This window comes from Bradyrhizobium sp. 18BD (assembly GCF_054185225.1).
Genome location: NZ_JAVAYL010000003.1, coordinates 58,994 through 75,423 on the forward strand (window position 1 = coordinate 58,994; position 16,430 = coordinate 75,423).

Here is a 16,430-nt window from a genome sequence, read left to right on the forward strand (position 1 = left end):
TCCCGGGGGAAGCCCGGCAAGGCCCGGATTCGCCCCGCCAGATATGCGCCCGGGATACCAGCTCGCCGTCCGCGTTCGCCCCAAATCGCGCCAGCCGGGCCGCAATCATTGCCCGAGCTGCTGAAGCACGGCGGACCACAATGCAAGCGGCTCCCTGAGGGCTCCCGGCTCAGACGGCTTTTGGCGAACGGCAGTGTGCACCATCACGAGTTTCGAGGCCGGATCGACCAGAATGACCTGACCGCGTATGCCGAGCAGAGCAAATCTGCGCTCCGCGCCAGGGAGGAGCCACGTCTGATAGCCGTAGCCGAAATAGGAGGTGGCGACTCCCGGCGCGAGATGACCATCGATTGGCCTGACGGTCGTGGCATCCAACAGCCACTGCCGGGGGATCAACTGACGACCTTCCCAAGTGCCGTCGTGTGCGAGCAGCCGGCCCAGACGCGCGTAGTCGCGCAGAGTTGCGTTGAAGCAGCAGAAAGCGATCTCTTGGCCGCTACCATCTATCGCCCATGAGGCATCCGCTTCGGCACCGATGGGATCCCAGATCCGGTCGTGGAGATAGTCTGCAACCGGCGTGCCCGTGGCGGAGCGCAGGACCAGGCCCAGTATTTCAGTTTCCACACTTGCATAGTGCCATCGGGTACCCGGCGGTGCGGCACGGGTATTGAACTGCGCGACGACGGCGGCGGGATCCTTTGTCCCTTCAACGAACAGGGCTCGCCCAAGCCGGGCTATGTCATCCTTCCCATCATAGACTTCCGAGAATTCAACGCCCGAAGACATATTCAACAAGAACCGGATGGATGTGTTTCCATATTCCGTTCCTGCGAGACCAGGGACGTAGGTTGAGACGAGGTCGTCGATCGACTTGATCCGTCCTTCCGAGACCGCGATCCCGACCAGCATGGCCACCAGCGTCTTGGCCATGGACTGCGAAAGTAAGCGGTCGTGATCGGTCCGCGAATATTGATAGTGCTCGTACAGGATGGTGTCGTCCCTGGCGATCAAAAGCCCCGTGACCGGGTTGCGCTTGAGGTAGTCCGCGATGCTCAGCCGTTCCGTGCCGAAACTATAGGCGATGGATGGCTCTGGCGCGCGTTTGAAGCGCCAGGGGGCCGTCGCGCGACCGATCGGGCGCGACGGATAGATCTCGCCGAAATGGCTGTAGACCCCGACAAGCTTGTCGAGCTGGGTGGTGGTCCCCCGCGTGCCGACCGGATAGCCCTCGGCCGCGCCGTAGATATCAGCGTCGGGGCCGCTATCCGAAAAGACCGGCCCCGCCTCGCTTCCGTCACGAGCACCGGAAGAGCTTCGGACGTCCTGTGCGCATGCCAACGGCACCCAGACTCCGAAGAGAAGAGTGACAGACACTAAGAGCCTGCTGCAACCGCGCGGCCTGCAGTGCGCGTCCCAATTCATTGGACTCGTCTCCTCAAACGTTCTTGCGTGTACGCTTTCGAGAACAACCTCGCAGTCCGGTGACGAGCCTCATGCTATCATTGCGGGTGGACGGAGTCAGCATCTCGCCCTTCCAGGTCCCTACCCGCTTTTGGCGCCAAGCGCGCCACGAGGCGTAGCCGCCAATGCGGCCATAGCGGACTTGCCGCTACCGGCTCGCCTTTTGTCATCGGACGGGTATTCGAACACCCACGCTGGTGACTGACCCCGACGGTGATCGCGTCGCATCGTGACCGTCTTGTGTTAGGCTCGGCCGTCAATCCGTAACCAGTGTCACGCCCTGGGCACACGCAGACAACGCGGCTCTCGACAGGGAAACCATTGATGCCTCGCCCTGATCTCTCGGGTCGTCTTCGCGCAAGTGGCGTCTGGCTGCTTGACGCGCTTGCGGCCAAGATCGCCCGCGGGCTCGTGTTGGTCCTGCTGACGTGTATCACCTGCTCCATGGCTGAAGGTGGGACCACCAAGCTCAAGGTGGCGACCAGAATAGTCCCTCCCATGGTCATTGAGAAAAATGGGACTCTGAGCGGCTTCAGCATCGAGCTTTGGAACAGCATTGGCGGCCGGCTCAACTGCGAGACCGAATACGTCGTCATGTCAGACGTCGGCGAATTGCTTGACGCCGTCGAACAAGGTCGAGCGGATCTGGCGATCGCGGCCATCTCGATCACGTCCGACCGCGAGAACAGGTTCGACTTTTCTCAGCCGATCATGAATTCCGGCCTGCAAATCCTGGTGCGTGGCACTGCGGCCAATGTCGATCCGAATCCGTTGCGCGAGTTGATGCAGCTGTTCTTCTCCCGTACGCTTCTGATCTGGCTCGGCATTGCGCTGCTGTTGATCCTCATCCCGGCACATCTGATCTTCCTGGTGGAACGGCACCACAAAAATGGAATCATTCCGAGCGCGAAGTATTTCCCGGGAATCTTCCATGCCATGTTCTGGGCCGCAGGCACCCTGGCGACACAGGCGGATCAAATGCCCCGGCACTGGGTGGCTCGGATCGTGGCGGTGCTCTGGATGTTCACTGGCGTCGTGTTCGTGGCTTTCTACACGGCGCAATTGACGGCAACTCTGACGGTCCAGCAGATCAAGGGACCGATTAACGGTCCGCGCGATCTGGTCGGGAAGCCGGTCGGCACGACACGGGGAAGCACCGCGGCAGTCTACCTGAACGAGGCCAAGGCTCAGGTTCTCGAGTTCGAGAAAGTCGATGATCTCTACAATGCTCTGTTGAACCGGGAGATCGACGCCGTCGTATTCGATGCACCCGTGCTGCACTACTACGAGACCCACGACGGCAGAGGACTGGCAAAGATCGTTGGCGCCGTATTCCACAAGGAAGACTACGGCATCGTTTTCCCGACCGGCAGCCCCTTGCGCAAGCACGTGAACGAAGCGCTTCTGGCGCTGCGCGAGAACGACACTTACCAGAGAATCTACGAAGAATGGTTCGGCAAGCGCTGAGCTTCGCGACGACATTGTCGGCAGCCTGCGCCCGCCGCGTCAGAGAGCGCCACGGCGCGAACAAGCGGGTCGCCTTTTTACCTACTGAAAGGCGAGCGCAATCCAGGACTTCTTATCCTCTAGCGGCACCAGCCCAGCTGTACTTAGGACGTTGCGTGCATCCGCGGTGAATTGAGTGGTTGGAAACATGCGCTCCAACACCGCGACAGCGGTTTGCGCCTCTGATGGGATGCCGAGGACCAAGTATCCTTTAGCAAGGTGAGCCAGGGCCTCCGGCGCGCCTGAAAACGCGGGACATTTCTGAATTATGCTCTTAAAGCGATTGATTCCAGCGACATAATCGCGCTTGCCGACATAGTATCGGCCAACGGCCAAGTCTCTCTCACATTCCGATTGCTGCACACCACCAGCGCTTTCCGCAACCCTGACTGTTCCGTCCTGCGGCGGACGCCAGTTTGCGAGAAGGATGAGAAGAAAAACCAACGTCGCTAGTCGAGCTATCATACTCAGCCAAGATCACTTTCATGCTCTGCCCTCAAAGGAGACTTTTGCTGGACGCAGCACATCGAGGTCGTCCGCAACATGGCTCTTAGCCGACTTCCCAGCTGCCCGATATCTGGTGTCCGATGACAGCCCTTAGCGGACTCCAGGGCTTGAATGCCCTCCCCTCACAACGTCAGCTACTGACTCATCTTGCCTCGGTGCCCTTCAACTGGCTTTGCGGCTTTCGTCTTCGAACCGTGGACGACTGAGATGCCTCGTGAGGCGTCCTTCAGCACCCCATCCGTACCGCCTGGCGATCGGGACGAACAGCAGGCAGACCAGGTTCAACGCAATCAGCCCGATCAGCAAATAGAGGCCAAAGAACACGTAGATACTGGCCGTGCCCCCAACGATGAGGACGAGCAGAACGGTGGAACGAATGCCGAAGCGGGACATGCTCGCCATGGTAGCACAAGGCCGTCTCAGCTAGCGGTTCTCCGGGAATAAGGTTTGCAGACCGTTTATGCCTGCAATTGGTTGAAGACCAATATCCGGGTGCACGCCCTCAACGTCGCCTTCCGAAAACACAGCAGACGCGACGGAATTGTCGGCCGCCTACGCCCTTCTCATCAGCCTCAGCGAGGCCGCAAGGCGCAGGCTGCGCTTTCCGGCAGGCGCGATGCCTTCGCGCTCGCCGCTCTCGGCCGTGCAGGTCCCGGAGAAGCCGATCCCGACCTCGTAGCCGCCGAAGGCAGGGTTCCCGCCTTTCGCCGGCGTGTGCTCCTGCTTCAGCATCTCGCCCGCCCAGCTCCAGGATTGATCCAAGTCAAGCCTCCGCCCGCGCAGGGGGCCAAATCTACAAGCCAAACAGGTCGGCCGAACGGAAGGCGGGTGGCAAGCTTCCGGTCTGCAGGTTCAAGACGCGTGACGTTGCTGCTCCGAGGATGGGAGGGGAAGCATGACCGCAACTCTCGATGCTGTCGCACCGGTCAATGCGCAATCCATACCCAGGGTGAAGTCCCGCAATCTCGCGATCGACCGGGCGCGGACGTTTCTGACCCTGGTTGTGTTGCTGCATCACGCAGTGATCCCCTACACCTATTTCGGCCATACCGATCCGAAGTTCTTCTTCGGCTTCGACATGATCGTGCTCGCCACCGACAGCTTCTTCATGGCGATGTTCTTTTTCCTGTCGGGGCTATTCGCCTGGTCCGGCATCGCCCGGAAGGGAGCGGCGAACTATCTGCAGGACCGTTTGCTTCGGCTCGGCCTGCCGTTCGTGATCTGCGCCTTCACGATCATTCCGATTGCCTACTATGCCATCTCGCTTCGACACCATCCCGAAATCGGCTTTTCGGAATACTACCGGACCATGATCACCAAGGGCCCGTGGCCGAGCGGGCCGATCTGGTTCCTCTGGGTCCTGTTCGCCTTCGACCTGGTGGCCTGCCTGCTGCACCGGCTGAGCCCCACCCTGCTCGACCCGATCAATCGACTTTCAGTGCACGGCCGCCGCCGGCCGGCAGTCTTCTTCGCCGTCATGCTGGCCGTCACCGCCGCGTTCTACGTTCCCGGCCTGATCCACTATGGACCTAGCAGGTGGTTCGAGTTCGGGCCGTTCTCGGTGCAGCTCGGGCGGGTGATGCTCTATGCCAGCTATTTCTTCTTCGGCGCCGGCATCGGCCTTGCGAATATGGATCGCGGCCTGCTCGCCGCGGACGGCCGGATGGCCAAGGTCAGCTGGGACTGGATGGTGCTCACCATCGTGCCGTATTGCCTGCTCTGGGGACTGATCTTCATCAAGCGGGAGATCCTCGGCAATCCGTCGCCGTTGCCCGCCTGGTATGAAGGGCTCTACGCGATCTGCTTCACCGTCTTCAGCGTGGCCATCATGTTCCTGATCCTGGCTTTCTTTCAGAGGTTCAAGCAATCAGGCACAGCCAGGCTGCTCGACCCGATGCAGGCAGACGCCTTTGGCATGTTCCTGGTGCACTACCCGATCGCGCTGTGGCTGCAGTACTGGCTGTTCGATTACGACCTGCCGGCGATCGTCAAGGCGACGGTCGGCTTCGTCCTGACAGTCGCATTCAGCTGGGCACTGACGCGCGCGCTGCGACAGATTCCTGGCGCGAGCAAGGTCCTGTAGCCAAGAAGGCGGCGTTACGGCACTTGCTTAATGCGTGCTGTTTTGGAGTCGCCGACGTTGCAGGCAGCGCCTACTTTCATGGTAGCTCGCGTCCTGCTCGCCCGGGCTGTCAAGCCTCCGGTTTATTGATAGCTGCAACGCAACGTCGCATGGCGGAGCTTACATTGCCGGGATATTCTATCTACCTTGAGATGCAGGAGGTCATCATGCACTTCGCACTCAAAGCCCTGATATCCGGCCTCATTCTCTGTCCCTGGCATTTGGCACCAGCTATCGGAGCTGATGTCAAACAGGTGAGCGTCAACGGCACGCAATTCGCCTATATCGAGGCTGGGCAAGGTGATCCCGTCGTTTTGGTGCACGGCGGACTTCAGGACTATCGTTTTTGGAATGCGCATCTGCCGGTGTTCGCGAAGACGTACCGTGTGATCGCCTATAGCCGGCAGAACCACTTTCCGAACGCAACGAACAAGGATGGTCTGCCTGATGCCGCCGCAGACGTTCACGGCGAGGATTTGGCCGCCATCCTGGCTGGGCTCGGCGTAAAGCGAGCTCATATAGTTGCTCACTCGGCTGGCGCACATGCTGCGCTGTTCTTCGCTCTCAATCACCCTGAAATGGTGCAAACGCTGATCATCAATGAACCCCCGGCCACAGGTTTGCTCGCCGGAGCACCCGGTGGCGCGGAGATCTTGAAGGAATGGAACGTTCGGTTTGCGTCCACACGGGACGCATTCCGAAATGGCGAGATCGATGCCGGGCTGCGGCTGTTTGCCGAAACTGTGGGCGGACCCGGCACCTACGACCGGCGGTCCGAGAGCGATCGCAAGATGATGTCGGACAATGCGCTGTCTTCCGTCGCAGACGTGATAAGTACCCGCCCGCGTCCGGTGTTCACCTGTGACATGGCAAAGCGCATCTCGGCGCCCACGCTTGTAACGAATGGTGAGCGCAGTCCCGAGTTCTTCCGACGCATCGTGGACGAACTTGAACGATGCCTGCCTCAACGAACGCGGGTCAAAATTCCCGACTCATCTCACACCGTTCCGGGAGAAGCCCCGCACGCCTATGACGAGGCCGTAGTTGCCTTCATCGCGAGCCACTAACAGAGTGCGACTGCTCGTGTTCTCCGAGGAGCCTTAGTCTCGTGACCATCGGAGCGCTCTAGCTCTCTCTTTCGCCCCACCATTCGTGAAGTGATTGAATGAAGCAGCGCGACTTCTGGTACTGGCTCCTCAGCCGACCTCCCTGCCTGTCGGCGGCTGACGTCCGATAACCGCCCTTGGCGGACTCCAGGGTTTGACTGCCCTGTTCCACCAGCGACTTCTGCTGGCCATGGCGGCCTCCGATCAAAACTACTTTCCGGGAGAGTGCGAAAACTCGTGACTCTCAAGCCGCTGAATTGCTGCTTCCTTTGAATGCTCTGAAAACCAGACCAAAAACAGGACGAAGGCTCCAGTAAGAGCGACCAGACCAATGTATAGGTTCCTGTGGCTCATGCTCCAGAACGCCTGAAGGCCCCCAAGGTTGCTGCAGGCCGCGGACGCGCAAAACCCCAGCTCCCTCCGTGCCGCCCGCGGCTGACATCCGATAACAGCCCCTTAGCGGACTCCAGGGCTTGAATTCCCTGCTCCGCCGGCCACTTCTGCTGGCCCACGGCGGCCTCGAGGATCGGCCAATTTTTCAGAATTCGCAGCTCCGGTCCTGCCGTACTTTAAGACGCCTTCAACGTCGCCTTACCGCAGAACAGACCCAGCGAAATGATCCGCCGCCTACGCCCGCCGGATCAGCCTCAGTGAGGCCGCAAGGCGCAGGCTGCGCTTGCCGGCGAGCGGACGAACTTTTCTCCGGCGGTGACATTGCAACAATCCATGATCCTGCAGGCGGATGGCGCGTCGTCGCGTGCGCCATCCGCTCCTCCACATGGGCTTTAAGCTTTCAGGTCCGTGATCCGCATAATCGCGACCACATTCCCGTCGTTGTACGCCTGTTCTTTTGTTTCCTTGTTGCAGGTCCAGACAAAGTTCTTCTTGCCCGTAAAGGTCTTTCCGTCCTGCTCAAGCCGAAGCTCCCCTTCGGTGATATGGCAGATCATGGCATTCATCATCGGGGGCCCCATGGTCTTCGCCCCCGGCTGCATGATGACATCGCGCATTGAGACGGTCCTAAAACCTGGGATCAGGGATGGTGTCTCGCCTTCATACTCACGCACCACGACACCTGGCCAAGGCGTCATATCCTTGTAGCCTGTGGCTTGAGCGGCGGCTGGCTTGACCATGGCAGCCGAAGCCGCTGCCAACGCGATTCCCAGTGCGGACCTTCGATCGATCTTGCTCATCGCTTTCTCCCGACGTTACCGAACGAGCCGCCGCATAAGCAGCGCGCAAAGTTCGTGGTGAACGGTGGTACGAAACCGAAAAAAGAACGGCTTCTAAGAGAGCGCGCTTGCCGATGGCACCAGTGCTGCTCGTTTGCCCAGACGGTGATTTCGGCACATCCCACTTTAAGGGCAATGACATTCTACGTCACCTGACGAGTCCGGGGAACGGGTGAAACGAAGTCTCTGCCGGCCCACGGAAAGGTCCGGATTTGGCCCCAAGCGCGCCGCCTCAGGCCGCACGCTGGCTGCGTCGCGAGGAGAGATCCGGACAAAGAACGAGTTTGCCCTCAAGACCGCCAGCCTCGAGACGACGGTGAGCATCGGCGACCTCCTCGAACGAGATCCGCTCGGCGATCCGCGGCCGGATGGCGCCAGTTGCCAGTAGCCCGAACAGTTGCTCCAAGTCCTCCTTGAACCAAGCGGGATGTCGTGCCCGCATGGCATTTACAGAGTAAAAGCGGGCTCGCTTGCCGCCGGGCAATAGTCTCCACAGGTAGAGGCGCGCGATCTCCATCAAAATTGGCAGCATTCGACGCTGTGCCCGCACGCTCGCCGAAAAGCCGATGGCACAGAGCAGGCCTCCCGGTTTGAGCGCCGCGTATGAGCGGCGGTAGCCGTCTTCGCCAACGCCGTCGACAATGACGTCGAACCCACCCGGCACAATCCGCGTGAAGTCCTCATGCTGGTAGTTGATTGCCGTTGCCCCAAGGTCTTGCACGAGCGTCATGTGCTCGCGGCGTACAGTGCCCCACAGCTCGAGGCCGGCCAGTCCTCCAAGCACGAGCAGCGCCTGGCCGACCGCGCCAGCCGCCCCGTGCACGAGCACGCGTTGGCCCCGCCGGACCTTGGCCGCGCGGTGCAGAAGCTGGTGCGCAGTCGTCCAGCTCAGGATCAGCGCAGCCGCTTCAGCCGCGTCCACATCCACCGGCACGCGGGCCACGTCGCTCGCCCGAAGCGTACGATAGTCGGCATTTGACCCGACCACCGTCATGTCGGCGACGCGATCGCCAATCTGAAAGTCGTGTACGCCTTCGCCGAGCTGATCGACTGCCCCCACCACGTCGTAGCCCATTACGAACGGCGGCCGGAGGCGCATCGTTTGCGGATAGAGATGGCGCCTGATCAACACCTCGGTGTAGTTGAGACTCGACGCGAGTACGCGAACGCGCACCTCGCCCGAACCGGCGGTCGGCAGAGGAGCGTCCACCACCTCTAATCTCCCGGGATCACCGAAGCGGCTGACCTGAACGACTCGGTTGCGCTGCTCCATCATGACCGATCTCCATGCACCGACATCCAGCACGGAACGGTCAGGCTGCCGCCAGGCCGCAACAATGGAATTGATCCAGATCAAGCTTGAGGCTGTACTCTTTGGAATTCTCCTCTGGCCAAATGACCAATCCGGTTGCTTGGCGCGATCATTGCTCATCGGAGGGGAAAATGCCTGCAGTCATTATGCAGTTCGTTTCGCATCCAAGGCCCGGTAGTGATCTTGCAACCATCCTGCAGCTGGCAAAGGACGGCGCGTCACTTTGGAGGAAACACGGGGCCGATGTCAGCTATTGGTCCGTGATCGGCGGCGAGATCGGAAACTATGCCTTCGTCGCTCGCTTCGATAGTGTAGAGTCTTATGGGCGTACCTTGGCATCACTGGGTGCCGATCCGGCCTTCGTTGAATTTCAAGCCAAGCGGCTGAAGGCCGGGCAATCGGATTGGGTGCGCTCCAATGTTGCCGTCCAAGTCGATCTTTGACGGAGCGCCTTCTCGCCCAAATGCGAGACCGCCCCTCGGGCGGTCTCTTGCTACGCGGTCGATGTCGGTTGTTGGCCCCGAAGCCGCCTGCAAAAGAGGGGCAGAGCATGTCCGCTCTGCCCAGTCACTTCAGACGTCTACCTGTTCCGCTAATGCTAAAGCATGATCCGGAAAAGTGCGCAGCGGTTTTCCGAAAAGATCATGCTCAAACAACGACTTAAAGCGCGATGACGATTCATCCAAATCTCATCGCGCTTTAGTGCATCATCGACCTCTATTCCAAGATAACGGACGGTGCTCTCGATTTTCGTGTGGCCCGGCAAAAGCTGCACGGCCCGCAAGTTGCCGGTGCGTCGATAGATGAGCGTCGCCTTGGTTCGACGCAGTGAATGCGTTCCGAAGAGGTGAGGATCCAATCCTATACCGGCCAGCCACTCCGACAGCAGACGCGCATACTGCCGTGTCGTCAGGCTGCGGCCTAGTCCTCCGCGACCAGTGAATAGGCGATCTCCAGGCTTCTTGCCAGTTGCGCGCAAGTAGTCGTCGATGGCTTGACGAGGCTGATCATTCTCGGGCGGGCAACCTTCTGAATTTACGTCGGCTTCCGAACAATTGGAGCCGTACTTGCGTCCAGTTCAGCCGACCGAGAGAAATGACCCGGAGCGGGCTTCGAGGCATGGAGCGCGAACAGCGAATTTGAACCGCCGAGAAGCACGCAGCGCCGATACACTGGAACGGAAGTTTTGTTCAATTCGTTTAGCGTCGAACGCAATTTTTTGAGGAGAAAGACTATGCTTGCTAACAGGCTTATGATCTTGGGCGCGGTGCTAGCCGCCAGCGCCAGCGCCGTATATGCGGGTCCCTGCAATATGGCGAGCCGCGATGCAGGATCTGGGAATGTCCCAGGCTATACCGGGCAAACCACTGGTTCCACAGCAACTGGTTCCGGGCAGCATCCGGCGACGTCTGCGATGAACAAAGCCTCCGAGAATGTCGCAACATCGTCGCAGGACGCTCAACGCCAGATGCAGAGCGAGCCTACCGCTGCCGAGCAATCAAAGAAGGTCGAGCCCGCACCCTCCTCGCAGTCACCGGATCGGACGGCAGGCACGGTCGAGCAGACCCGTCCCGCGCCCACTGAACACCCAAAGAAAATGACGGCCGGTGAGGCCGAGCAAGCACCGTCTCAGCAAAAGGTGGAGCAGGACTGCGATTGAGCGCGGAGACGATGACTTCGATTTGCGGCTAGGGGCCGAAGGGCCCCTGTGAGAAACCGATTGCGCTCCCGCGAGACCAAGAGGAGCGAGCATGATCGACCCTCCTCATTTCGATTTCGTATTCCATACAAGCGCGCATCTGTCCTGGCGTTGCTACCTTCGGTGATACCCTCCTCGTTGCTGCGGCGATGTCGAGCTTTCTACTTCCTGCAGTAAGGCCGCGAGCGGCCCCGGGGAGCCTTCACTTGGGCTTTGTTACTTGGGTTTTGTTCTGGCGTCGCTCCGGTTCCGGGTGCATATTGGTTCTATCACCGTAGGCACCGCTGCTTCGGTCGGTGATGAGGACGCCGGTTGCGCTCCCGCCCAACTCACGTAGGGAAGGAGAGTGCCATGAGACGACGCCCACAACCCCACACATTTGACGAGAATCTGAACGCGGAGAGAGCCCGCATCATAGCTGAGCTGGAAAACACGCAGCCAGGACCGCAGCGTGATCTTCTGGAAAGCAAACTGCGCCAGCTCGAATCCGCTTCTGCCATAGACGGGTGGCTGACGTCGCCGGGCCTGCAACCCCCTGAAGAATGAGGCCGCCTCCGTTGGTGGCTTCTACGCAAGGGGGCAGCAGATGCCCGAGTATCGCGCACATATCATGGGCCTTGACGGACATATCGAGCTTCGCATCCAACTGATCTGCGAGGACGAAGCCGAAGCCAGGAAGCGCGCCAGATCCTTGGCTGACGGGTACGACGTAGAGCTATGGAGCCAGGATCGAAAGATCGCAGAGTTTAAGAGTGAGTGAGGCCGCTTCAGCTGGCGGCCTCTGTCGTGCTCGTCATCCTGCGATGTCACCTGTTGACGGCAGAACAGACCCAGCGAAATGATCCGTCGCCTACGCCCTTCTCATCAGCCTCAGCGAAGCCGCCAGCCGCAGGCTGCGCTTGCCGGCGAGCGCGATGCCTTCGAGCTCGCCGCTGTCGGCGGTGCAGGGAGAAGCCGATCCCGACCTCGTAACCACCGAAGACGGGGTTCTCGCCTTTCGCTGGCGTGTGCTCCTGGTTCACCATCTCGCCCTTCCAGCTCCCTGCCCGCTTCCGGCCCAAGCGCACCACGAAGCATAGCCGCTAATGCGACCATAGCGGACCTGCCGCTGCCGACCGTCAGGCGTCGCTTATGACCCTGGCTGTGTGAAAACTCAAAAATCAAAACGCGACGAAGAATGATGTTCTTCAGGTCGACCTCTAAGTTGAATTCGCTTGTCGCGTTGAGCGGCTGAAGTGGTCTTGGACGAATAACTTGTTCTACCGCGATTGAGTGTCTTCGCGTTTTCACACAGCCAAGACCCAAAGGCGACATGGTGGCGGGGCGCAAGATGTCTGTTCTAAAAGGAAGGGCGGATCTGTCGGGCGCGGGAGTTTTTCATTCATCCCCATAGTAGCCCTTCCGCCAGATCGCGACGCAACGGAAGCGTCGGTTGAGACTCCTCACTCGAAGTTCCGAGATCAACCTGTTCGCGGTTGTACTCATGGCGCGGTCCTGCCTTGATCGGTGTCACCGATCCGGCGTCTAAATCGCCCGTGCCTGCCTGCGAACCTCATTTGCAATCGGCCTCAAGGTTTCCGGGGCCGCCTGACCGACCAGGCTGTAGCCGACGCCGTCATCAGCCCAGGCGAAGCCTCCGACATCGCCCTGCGACCGGGGCGTCATGGGCGCATTTTGGTCCGCATTGCTCATCGGCCGGGTCAGCACGACAATCCGGCCGCCGCGATCATCGTCATACATGAACATCGCAGCGGGGCCGTGCGAGGTGGCGACAAGCCGTCCTCCCATCAGCCGGTATCCCGACGTAGTCAGATCCGGCACCCTCACCGGCCGATGCAGCCGGTCAGAAACCCATTGCACGAGCTGAGCGGAATCGGACGCGCGGACCTCGACAGGGCGGACGCGGTCCGGCGCGTAGACGTTATATGAAATGGAGGCCTCCTGCGCGAGCGCAGCCAGTCCGCCGGGCGCCATCTCCAGCGCACTGCGTACCGCCCACCCGCCCGAACCTCCGATGCTCAGCAACAACATTGCCGCCATCGCCCACCGGGCCATCGAAGGCCGCCGCGCGCGGTTTTCGATGATTCGGGACAAATTGAGCTCCGGCGGCAGGGGTTCTTCGGCGATCGGCGAGAGTGCCGCGCGCAACAGATCCCGCTGGCCAGTCAAGGCAGCGACACGCTTGGCCACATCAGGATGTTCGCCCAAATAATCCGCGACTTCCGCCTGCCGCTCCGGCTCAAGGACACGATCCACATAGCCGTGGAGATCATCTTCTGTGATCGGTCGAGGGCTCATTTCCCGCTCCGTAGTGACACGACGTTGGCCGGCATATTGCCTGCAGTCCCTTCGATCTCCTGCTGGAGCCTTTCCCGGGCCCGCGAAAGCCGCGACATCACCGTACCCACGGGAATATCAAGCACCTTTGCAGCATCCGCATAAGAGAGATCCTCTACCGCAACAAGCAGCAGCACGGCGCGCTGGTCCTCCGGAAGTCTCGCGAGCTTGTTCATGACATCCTGACACATCATTTTCCGTTCCTGCACGGCGGGCTCGCAGAAATCGTCCTCATTGGTCTCGTCGATCGGAACATGCCTGCCGCGCGTCGCCGTTTGACGAAACTGACTTATTGCCAGGTTGTGGACGATAGTGAAGAGCCACGCGCGAACGTCGCCGTCGCGCCGCTGGTGCCAGCGGCTGACGGCACGCTCCAGGCAGTCCTGCACCAGATCGTCGGCATTGGCACGATGGCGAACCAGGGCGCGGGCATAGCGGCGGAGCGCGGGTATCAGCGGTTCGACCTGCAGCAGCATGTCTTTCATGGCGCGCTCCGCCTGCGGCTTGCATTACTCTAGCACTATCGGGTCTGCACCTGTACTGCCTCTCCGAACGTCGTCATATCTCCGGGGGCAATCACCAGATAGCGCCGCTCTGGGGGCGCGGGATCTTTGACGATTTGCCGGAGCGGACCGGTCGCAGTAACGATCGCCGATCCCGCCGGATTGGTCATGAAGGCCGCCAGCGGTTGCAGGGGACCACCCCCGTCCGCGCGATCGGCCAGCGCGAGCACGTACTTCTGCTTTGGCTCGAGCCCCGTGACGGACGCCTGCAACACCTGGATCAATCCCTGATCGAACAGCGCAACGCTGGTCGGCTGCTGTCCGTCCTTGGCCTGCTTTGCCGCAAGCGCCAGATGCGAGGCCTGGGCGGCGACACCAAGAGGCTGCAGGTTTTGGTGATCGTCGGGATCTGGAGCAGCATTGGGCACATAGGCGATCGCCTGGGGCGCTTGTCCGACCGGAATGTTTGCGATCACGGTGTTGCTTGCAGTGTCGATGGCCGTGAGTGCATCGGCATTCTCCAGTCCAACATAGATGCGCGCCCCGTCGCCGGACGGCCACACGCCGTGCGGAAGATCCCCCACCGGGATGGTTGCGGCTTGCGAAAAATCGTCGGTGCGGAATACCTTGACTTCGTTCAAGCCGCCGATTGTTACATAGGCAAACGTTCCCTTCGCGGTATGAGCGAAGTTCACGTGGTTGGTGATCGGGCCTGTGTCGATCGTCTTGATCAGGTTGAACGGCGGCCTGGCGTTGAACACCTGGGTCTTGCCGACATCCTTGAGCGTGAACCACACCTGGTTTCCGTCCGGCGTCGCGGCGATGTTCGGACAGAACGGGCTTTCCTGCTTGACCTTTGCAATGATTTCGTGGTCAGCCACGGATACGACGTCGGTTTCCGGATTGAAGGACGAGCAAATATAGCCGTATTTGCCGTCGGGCGAGAAGATCTGCATGCCGGGCCCGTTAGGCGTCGTGATGCGCGTCTTCTCCGTGAAGGTCTTGCTGTCAATCACGGAGATGTAGTTCTCGCCGCGCACGGTTACCCAGACCTCCGTGCCGTCGGGAGTGAAGAACGCTTCATGCGGAGAGCGGCCGACATAGGTCATATGTTTCACGGCATTCGTGGCAGTGTCGATGAAGGTCACGGAATTCGATCCGATCGAAACCACGGCCAGCGTCCGATGATCGGGCGAATAGCCCATGCCATGGACGAGAACCTGGCCCTTGTAGAGAGGGCTGAAATTGGCTGGCTGCGGATCTCCCAACCTGATCACGCCGAGGAGCTTGTTATCGACCGGGTCAGTCACCGAGACCGTATTGGAGAACTGTTCCGCGGCATAAACGCGGTCGTGATGGCTGATCGGGACATCGGGCGCGGATAGCGCGCCGGGCGCCTGGCCTGCCCACGCACTGCCACAGGCCGCAAGCATCGTGCTTGCAAGAAGAAGGCTTTTGGCGATTGAGAACAGCTTGCTCATTTTCGTCATCCTTTGGTTAAAGGCCAGCAGCTTTCGTGACGTCAGCCACCGCTTCGGCAAAGGCTTGAGGAGCCTCCTGGGGCAGATTGTGCCCGATGCCGCCCGTGATGGTCCGGTGCGAATACTTGCCGGAAAACATCTTTGCATAGGCCGCAGGGTCGGGATGCGGCGCACCGTTCGCGTCACCTTCCATGGTGATGGTCGGCACGGTGATAACCGGACGCTGGGCGAGCCTTCTCTCCAGATCGTCGTATTTCCGTTCGCCCTCGGCGAGGCCGAGCCGCCAGCGGTAATTATGGATCGCGACCGCGACATGATCGGGATTGTCGAATGCCTTCGCGCTGCGATCGAAGGTGGCGTCGTCGAACGCCCACTTCGGCGACGCGAGCTGCCAGATCAGCTTCGAGAAGTCGTGACGGTATTTGTCATAACCTTCGCGACCGCGCTCGGTCGCGAAATAGAATTGGTACCACCATTGCAGCTCGGCCTTTGGAGGCAGCGGTCTATTTTCGGCTTCAGGGTTGCCGATCAGATAACCGCTCACCGAGACCATGGCCCTGCAGCGTTCCGGCCAGAGTGCTGCGACGATGTTAGCCGTCCGCGCGCCCCAGTCGAAACCGGCGAGCGTCGCCTGCTCGATCCTGAGCGCGTCCATCAGCGCGATAGTATCGACGGCGACTGCCGACGGCTGGCCGTTGCGGATCGTCGCGTCGGAGAGGAAGCGCGTGGTGCCATAACCGCGCAAATAGGGCACAACCACGCGATAACCCGCCGACGCCAGCAAGGGCGCGACATCGGCAAAACTGTGAATGTCGTAGGGCCAGCCATGCAGTAGGATGACGGGCGCGCCGTCGGCGGGACCGGCTTCGGCGTAGCCGACATTGAGAAGCCCGGCGTCGACTTGCTTCAGCGACGCGAACGAGGTGTTCGTGCTCGGCTTGAAGGTGCGCGCATCCTGAGTCTTCTTGCTCGCTGATTGCGCGTTGGCGGAATCGTTGAGGGCGAATTGGGTTGCGGCGAGGATCATCGCTGCTGTGCCGAAGAAGCGCCGCCGATCGTGGTTGATCTTGTCTGACATCTTGATGTTCTCCTGATCGTTGCATCTTCGTGCGCCGATGAGTTCGCCCGCCATTGCCGGTTTGGTTTGCAATGCCACGATCAATT

Annotated in this window: 15 protein-coding genes and 3 pseudogenes; 6 read left to right on the plus strand and 12 right to left on the minus strand. The window is 60.4% G+C overall.

The window, feature by feature from the left end:
- Positions 1–105 precede the first annotated feature (105 nt).
- Positions 106–1,374, minus strand: coding sequence for a serine hydrolase domain-containing protein (locus RAD16_RS06320; protein WP_458157022.1), 1,269 nt, complete (start codon positions 1,372–1,374; stop codon positions 106–108).
- Positions 1,375–1,785: 411 nt separating this feature from the next.
- Between RAD16_RS06320 and RAD16_RS06325 the strand changes: the two genes are divergently transcribed.
- The gene (locus RAD16_RS06325; RefSeq protein ID WP_458157023.1) at positions 1,786–2,928 is read left to right on the plus strand and encodes a transporter substrate-binding domain-containing protein; all 1,143 of its coding nucleotides are present in this window, start codon (positions 1,786–1,788) and stop codon (positions 2,926–2,928) included.
- Positions 2,929–3,009: 81 nt separating this feature from the next.
- On the opposite strand, the gene bamD is transcribed toward RAD16_RS06325, so the two are convergent.
- From bamD to RAD16_RS06340, 3 genes and pseudogenes are all read right to left on the minus strand, one after another.
- Positions 3,010–3,411, minus strand: coding sequence for an outer membrane protein assembly factor BamD (gene bamD / locus RAD16_RS06330; RefSeq protein ID WP_458157024.1), 402 nt, complete (start codon positions 3,409–3,411; stop codon positions 3,010–3,012).
- 225 nt (positions 3,412–3,636) lie between these two features.
- Positions 3,637–3,867, minus strand: a complete 231-nt coding sequence (locus tag RAD16_RS06335) for a hypothetical protein (protein WP_458157025.1) — start codon at positions 3,865–3,867, stop codon at positions 3,637–3,639.
- Between the two features lie 159 nt (positions 3,868–4,026).
- Positions 4,027–4,218: pseudogene (locus RAD16_RS06340) on the minus strand (GrlR family regulatory protein); the annotation flags it as partial.
- Between the two features lie 151 nt (positions 4,219–4,369).
- Here RAD16_RS06340 and RAD16_RS06345 point away from each other — a divergent pair.
- Positions 4,370–5,557 carry an acyltransferase family protein gene (locus tag RAD16_RS06345; RefSeq protein WP_458157026.1) on the plus strand — a complete coding sequence of 396 codons (1,188 nt, stop codon included), beginning with the start codon at positions 4,370–4,372 and terminating at the stop codon, positions 5,555–5,557.
- Between the two features lie 206 nt (positions 5,558–5,763).
- The gene (locus tag RAD16_RS06350) at positions 5,764–6,663 is read left to right on the plus strand and encodes an alpha/beta fold hydrolase (RefSeq protein WP_458157027.1); all 900 of its coding nucleotides are present in this window, start codon (positions 5,764–5,766) and stop codon (positions 6,661–6,663) included.
- 824 nt (positions 6,664–7,487) lie between these two features.
- Here the strand turns inward: RAD16_RS06350 and RAD16_RS06355 are convergent.
- Positions 7,488–7,895, minus strand: coding sequence for a hypothetical protein (locus tag RAD16_RS06355; RefSeq protein ID WP_458157028.1), 408 nt, complete (start codon positions 7,893–7,895; stop codon positions 7,488–7,490).
- Between the two features lie 271 nt (positions 7,896–8,166).
- Positions 8,167–9,210: a medium chain dehydrogenase/reductase family protein gene (locus RAD16_RS06360; RefSeq protein WP_458157029.1), complete on the minus strand. Its 1,044-nt coding sequence runs from the start codon at positions 9,208–9,210 to the stop codon at positions 8,167–8,169.
- Positions 9,211–9,377: 167 nt separating this feature from the next.
- Between RAD16_RS06360 and RAD16_RS06365 the strand changes: the two genes are divergently transcribed.
- A complete protein-coding gene (locus RAD16_RS06365) occupies positions 9,378–9,689 on the plus strand; it encodes a hypothetical protein (RefSeq protein ID WP_458157030.1) in 312 nt (103 codons plus the stop codon).
- 254 nt (positions 9,690–9,943) lie between these two features.
- Here RAD16_RS06365 and RAD16_RS06370 read toward each other — a convergent pair.
- A pseudogene (locus RAD16_RS06370) lies at positions 9,944–10,255 on the minus strand (tyrosine-type recombinase/integrase); the annotation flags it as partial.
- A 405-nt stretch (positions 10,256–10,660) separates the two neighbouring features.
- Between RAD16_RS06370 and RAD16_RS06375 the strand changes: the two are divergent.
- Both RAD16_RS06375 and RAD16_RS06380 read left to right on the plus strand, forming a co-directional pair.
- Positions 10,661–10,906, plus strand: coding sequence for a hypothetical protein (locus RAD16_RS06375; RefSeq protein ID WP_458157031.1), 246 nt, complete (start codon positions 10,661–10,663; stop codon positions 10,904–10,906).
- A 390-nt stretch (positions 10,907–11,296) separates the two neighbouring features.
- Positions 11,297–11,491, plus strand: coding sequence for a hypothetical protein (locus tag RAD16_RS06380; protein ID WP_458157032.1), 195 nt, complete (start codon positions 11,297–11,299; stop codon positions 11,489–11,491).
- Between the two features lie 304 nt (positions 11,492–11,795).
- On the opposite strand, the pseudogene RAD16_RS06385 reads toward RAD16_RS06380, so the two are convergent.
- The 5 genes and pseudogenes from RAD16_RS06385 to RAD16_RS06405 all read right to left on the minus strand — a co-directional run.
- Positions 11,796–11,988, minus strand: a pseudogene (locus RAD16_RS06385) (GrlR family regulatory protein); the annotation flags it as partial.
- Positions 11,989–12,469: 481 nt separating this feature from the next.
- Positions 12,470–13,243 (minus strand): anti-sigma factor family protein, encoded by a 774-nt coding sequence (locus RAD16_RS06390; protein WP_458157033.1) that lies wholly within the window; start codon positions 13,241–13,243, stop codon positions 12,470–12,472.
- Positions 13,240–13,767 carry a sigma-70 family RNA polymerase sigma factor gene (locus tag RAD16_RS06395; RefSeq protein ID WP_458157034.1) on the minus strand — a complete coding sequence of 176 codons (528 nt, stop codon included), beginning with the start codon at positions 13,765–13,767 and terminating at the stop codon, positions 13,240–13,242. Before RAD16_RS06395 ends, RAD16_RS06390 begins: the two co-directional genes overlap by 4 nt.
- A 35-nt stretch (positions 13,768–13,802) precedes the next feature.
- Positions 13,803–15,266: a YncE family protein gene (locus RAD16_RS06400; RefSeq protein WP_458157035.1), complete on the minus strand. Its 1,464-nt coding sequence runs from the start codon at positions 15,264–15,266 to the stop codon at positions 13,803–13,805.
- Positions 15,267–15,282: 16 nt separating this feature from the next.
- Positions 15,283–16,344 (minus strand): alpha/beta fold hydrolase, encoded by a 1,062-nt coding sequence (locus RAD16_RS06405; RefSeq protein WP_458157036.1) that lies wholly within the window; start codon positions 16,342–16,344, stop codon positions 15,283–15,285.
- Between the last annotated feature and the right edge of the window lie 86 nt (positions 16,345–16,430).

What these genes read in the sequence shown, in the direction of transcription:
- RAD16_RS06325 (WP_458157023.1), top strand. Translation starts at nt 1,786, where the DNA reads ATGCCTCGCCCTGATCTCTCGGGTCGTCTTCGCGCAAGTGGCGTCTGG.
- RAD16_RS06335 (WP_458157025.1), bottom strand. Translation starts at nt 3,867, where the DNA reads ATGTCCCGCTTCGGCATTCGTTCCACCGTTCTGCTCGTCCTCATCGTT.
- RAD16_RS06345 (WP_458157026.1), top strand. Translation starts at nt 4,370, where the DNA reads ATGACCGCAACTCTCGATGCTGTCGCACCGGTCAATGCGCAATCCATA.
- RAD16_RS06350 (WP_458157027.1), top strand. Translation starts at nt 5,764, where the DNA reads ATGCACTTCGCACTCAAAGCCCTGATATCCGGCCTCATTCTCTGTCCC.
- RAD16_RS06355 (WP_458157028.1), bottom strand. Translation starts at nt 7,895, where the DNA reads ATGAGCAAGATCGATCGAAGGTCCGCACTGGGAATCGCGTTGGCAGCG.
- RAD16_RS06360 (WP_458157029.1), bottom strand. Translation starts at nt 9,210, where the DNA reads ATGATGGAGCAGCGCAACCGAGTCGTTCAGGTCAGCCGCTTCGGTGAT.
- RAD16_RS06365 (WP_458157030.1), top strand. Translation starts at nt 9,378, where the DNA reads ATGCCTGCAGTCATTATGCAGTTCGTTTCGCATCCAAGGCCCGGTAGT.
- RAD16_RS06375 (WP_458157031.1), top strand. Translation starts at nt 10,661, where the DNA reads ATGAACAAAGCCTCCGAGAATGTCGCAACATCGTCGCAGGACGCTCAA.
- RAD16_RS06380 (WP_458157032.1), top strand. Translation starts at nt 11,297, where the DNA reads ATGAGACGACGCCCACAACCCCACACATTTGACGAGAATCTGAACGCG.
- RAD16_RS06390 (WP_458157033.1), bottom strand. Translation starts at nt 13,243, where the DNA reads ATGAGCCCTCGACCGATCACAGAAGATGATCTCCACGGCTATGTGGAT.
- RAD16_RS06395 (WP_458157034.1), bottom strand. Translation starts at nt 13,767, where the DNA reads ATGAAAGACATGCTGCTGCAGGTCGAACCGCTGATACCCGCGCTCCGC.
- RAD16_RS06400 (WP_458157035.1), bottom strand. Translation starts at nt 15,266, where the DNA reads ATGAGCAAGCTGTTCTCAATCGCCAAAAGCCTTCTTCTTGCAAGCACG.
- RAD16_RS06405 (WP_458157036.1), bottom strand. Translation starts at nt 16,344, where the DNA reads ATGTCAGACAAGATCAACCACGATCGGCGGCGCTTCTTCGGCACAGCA.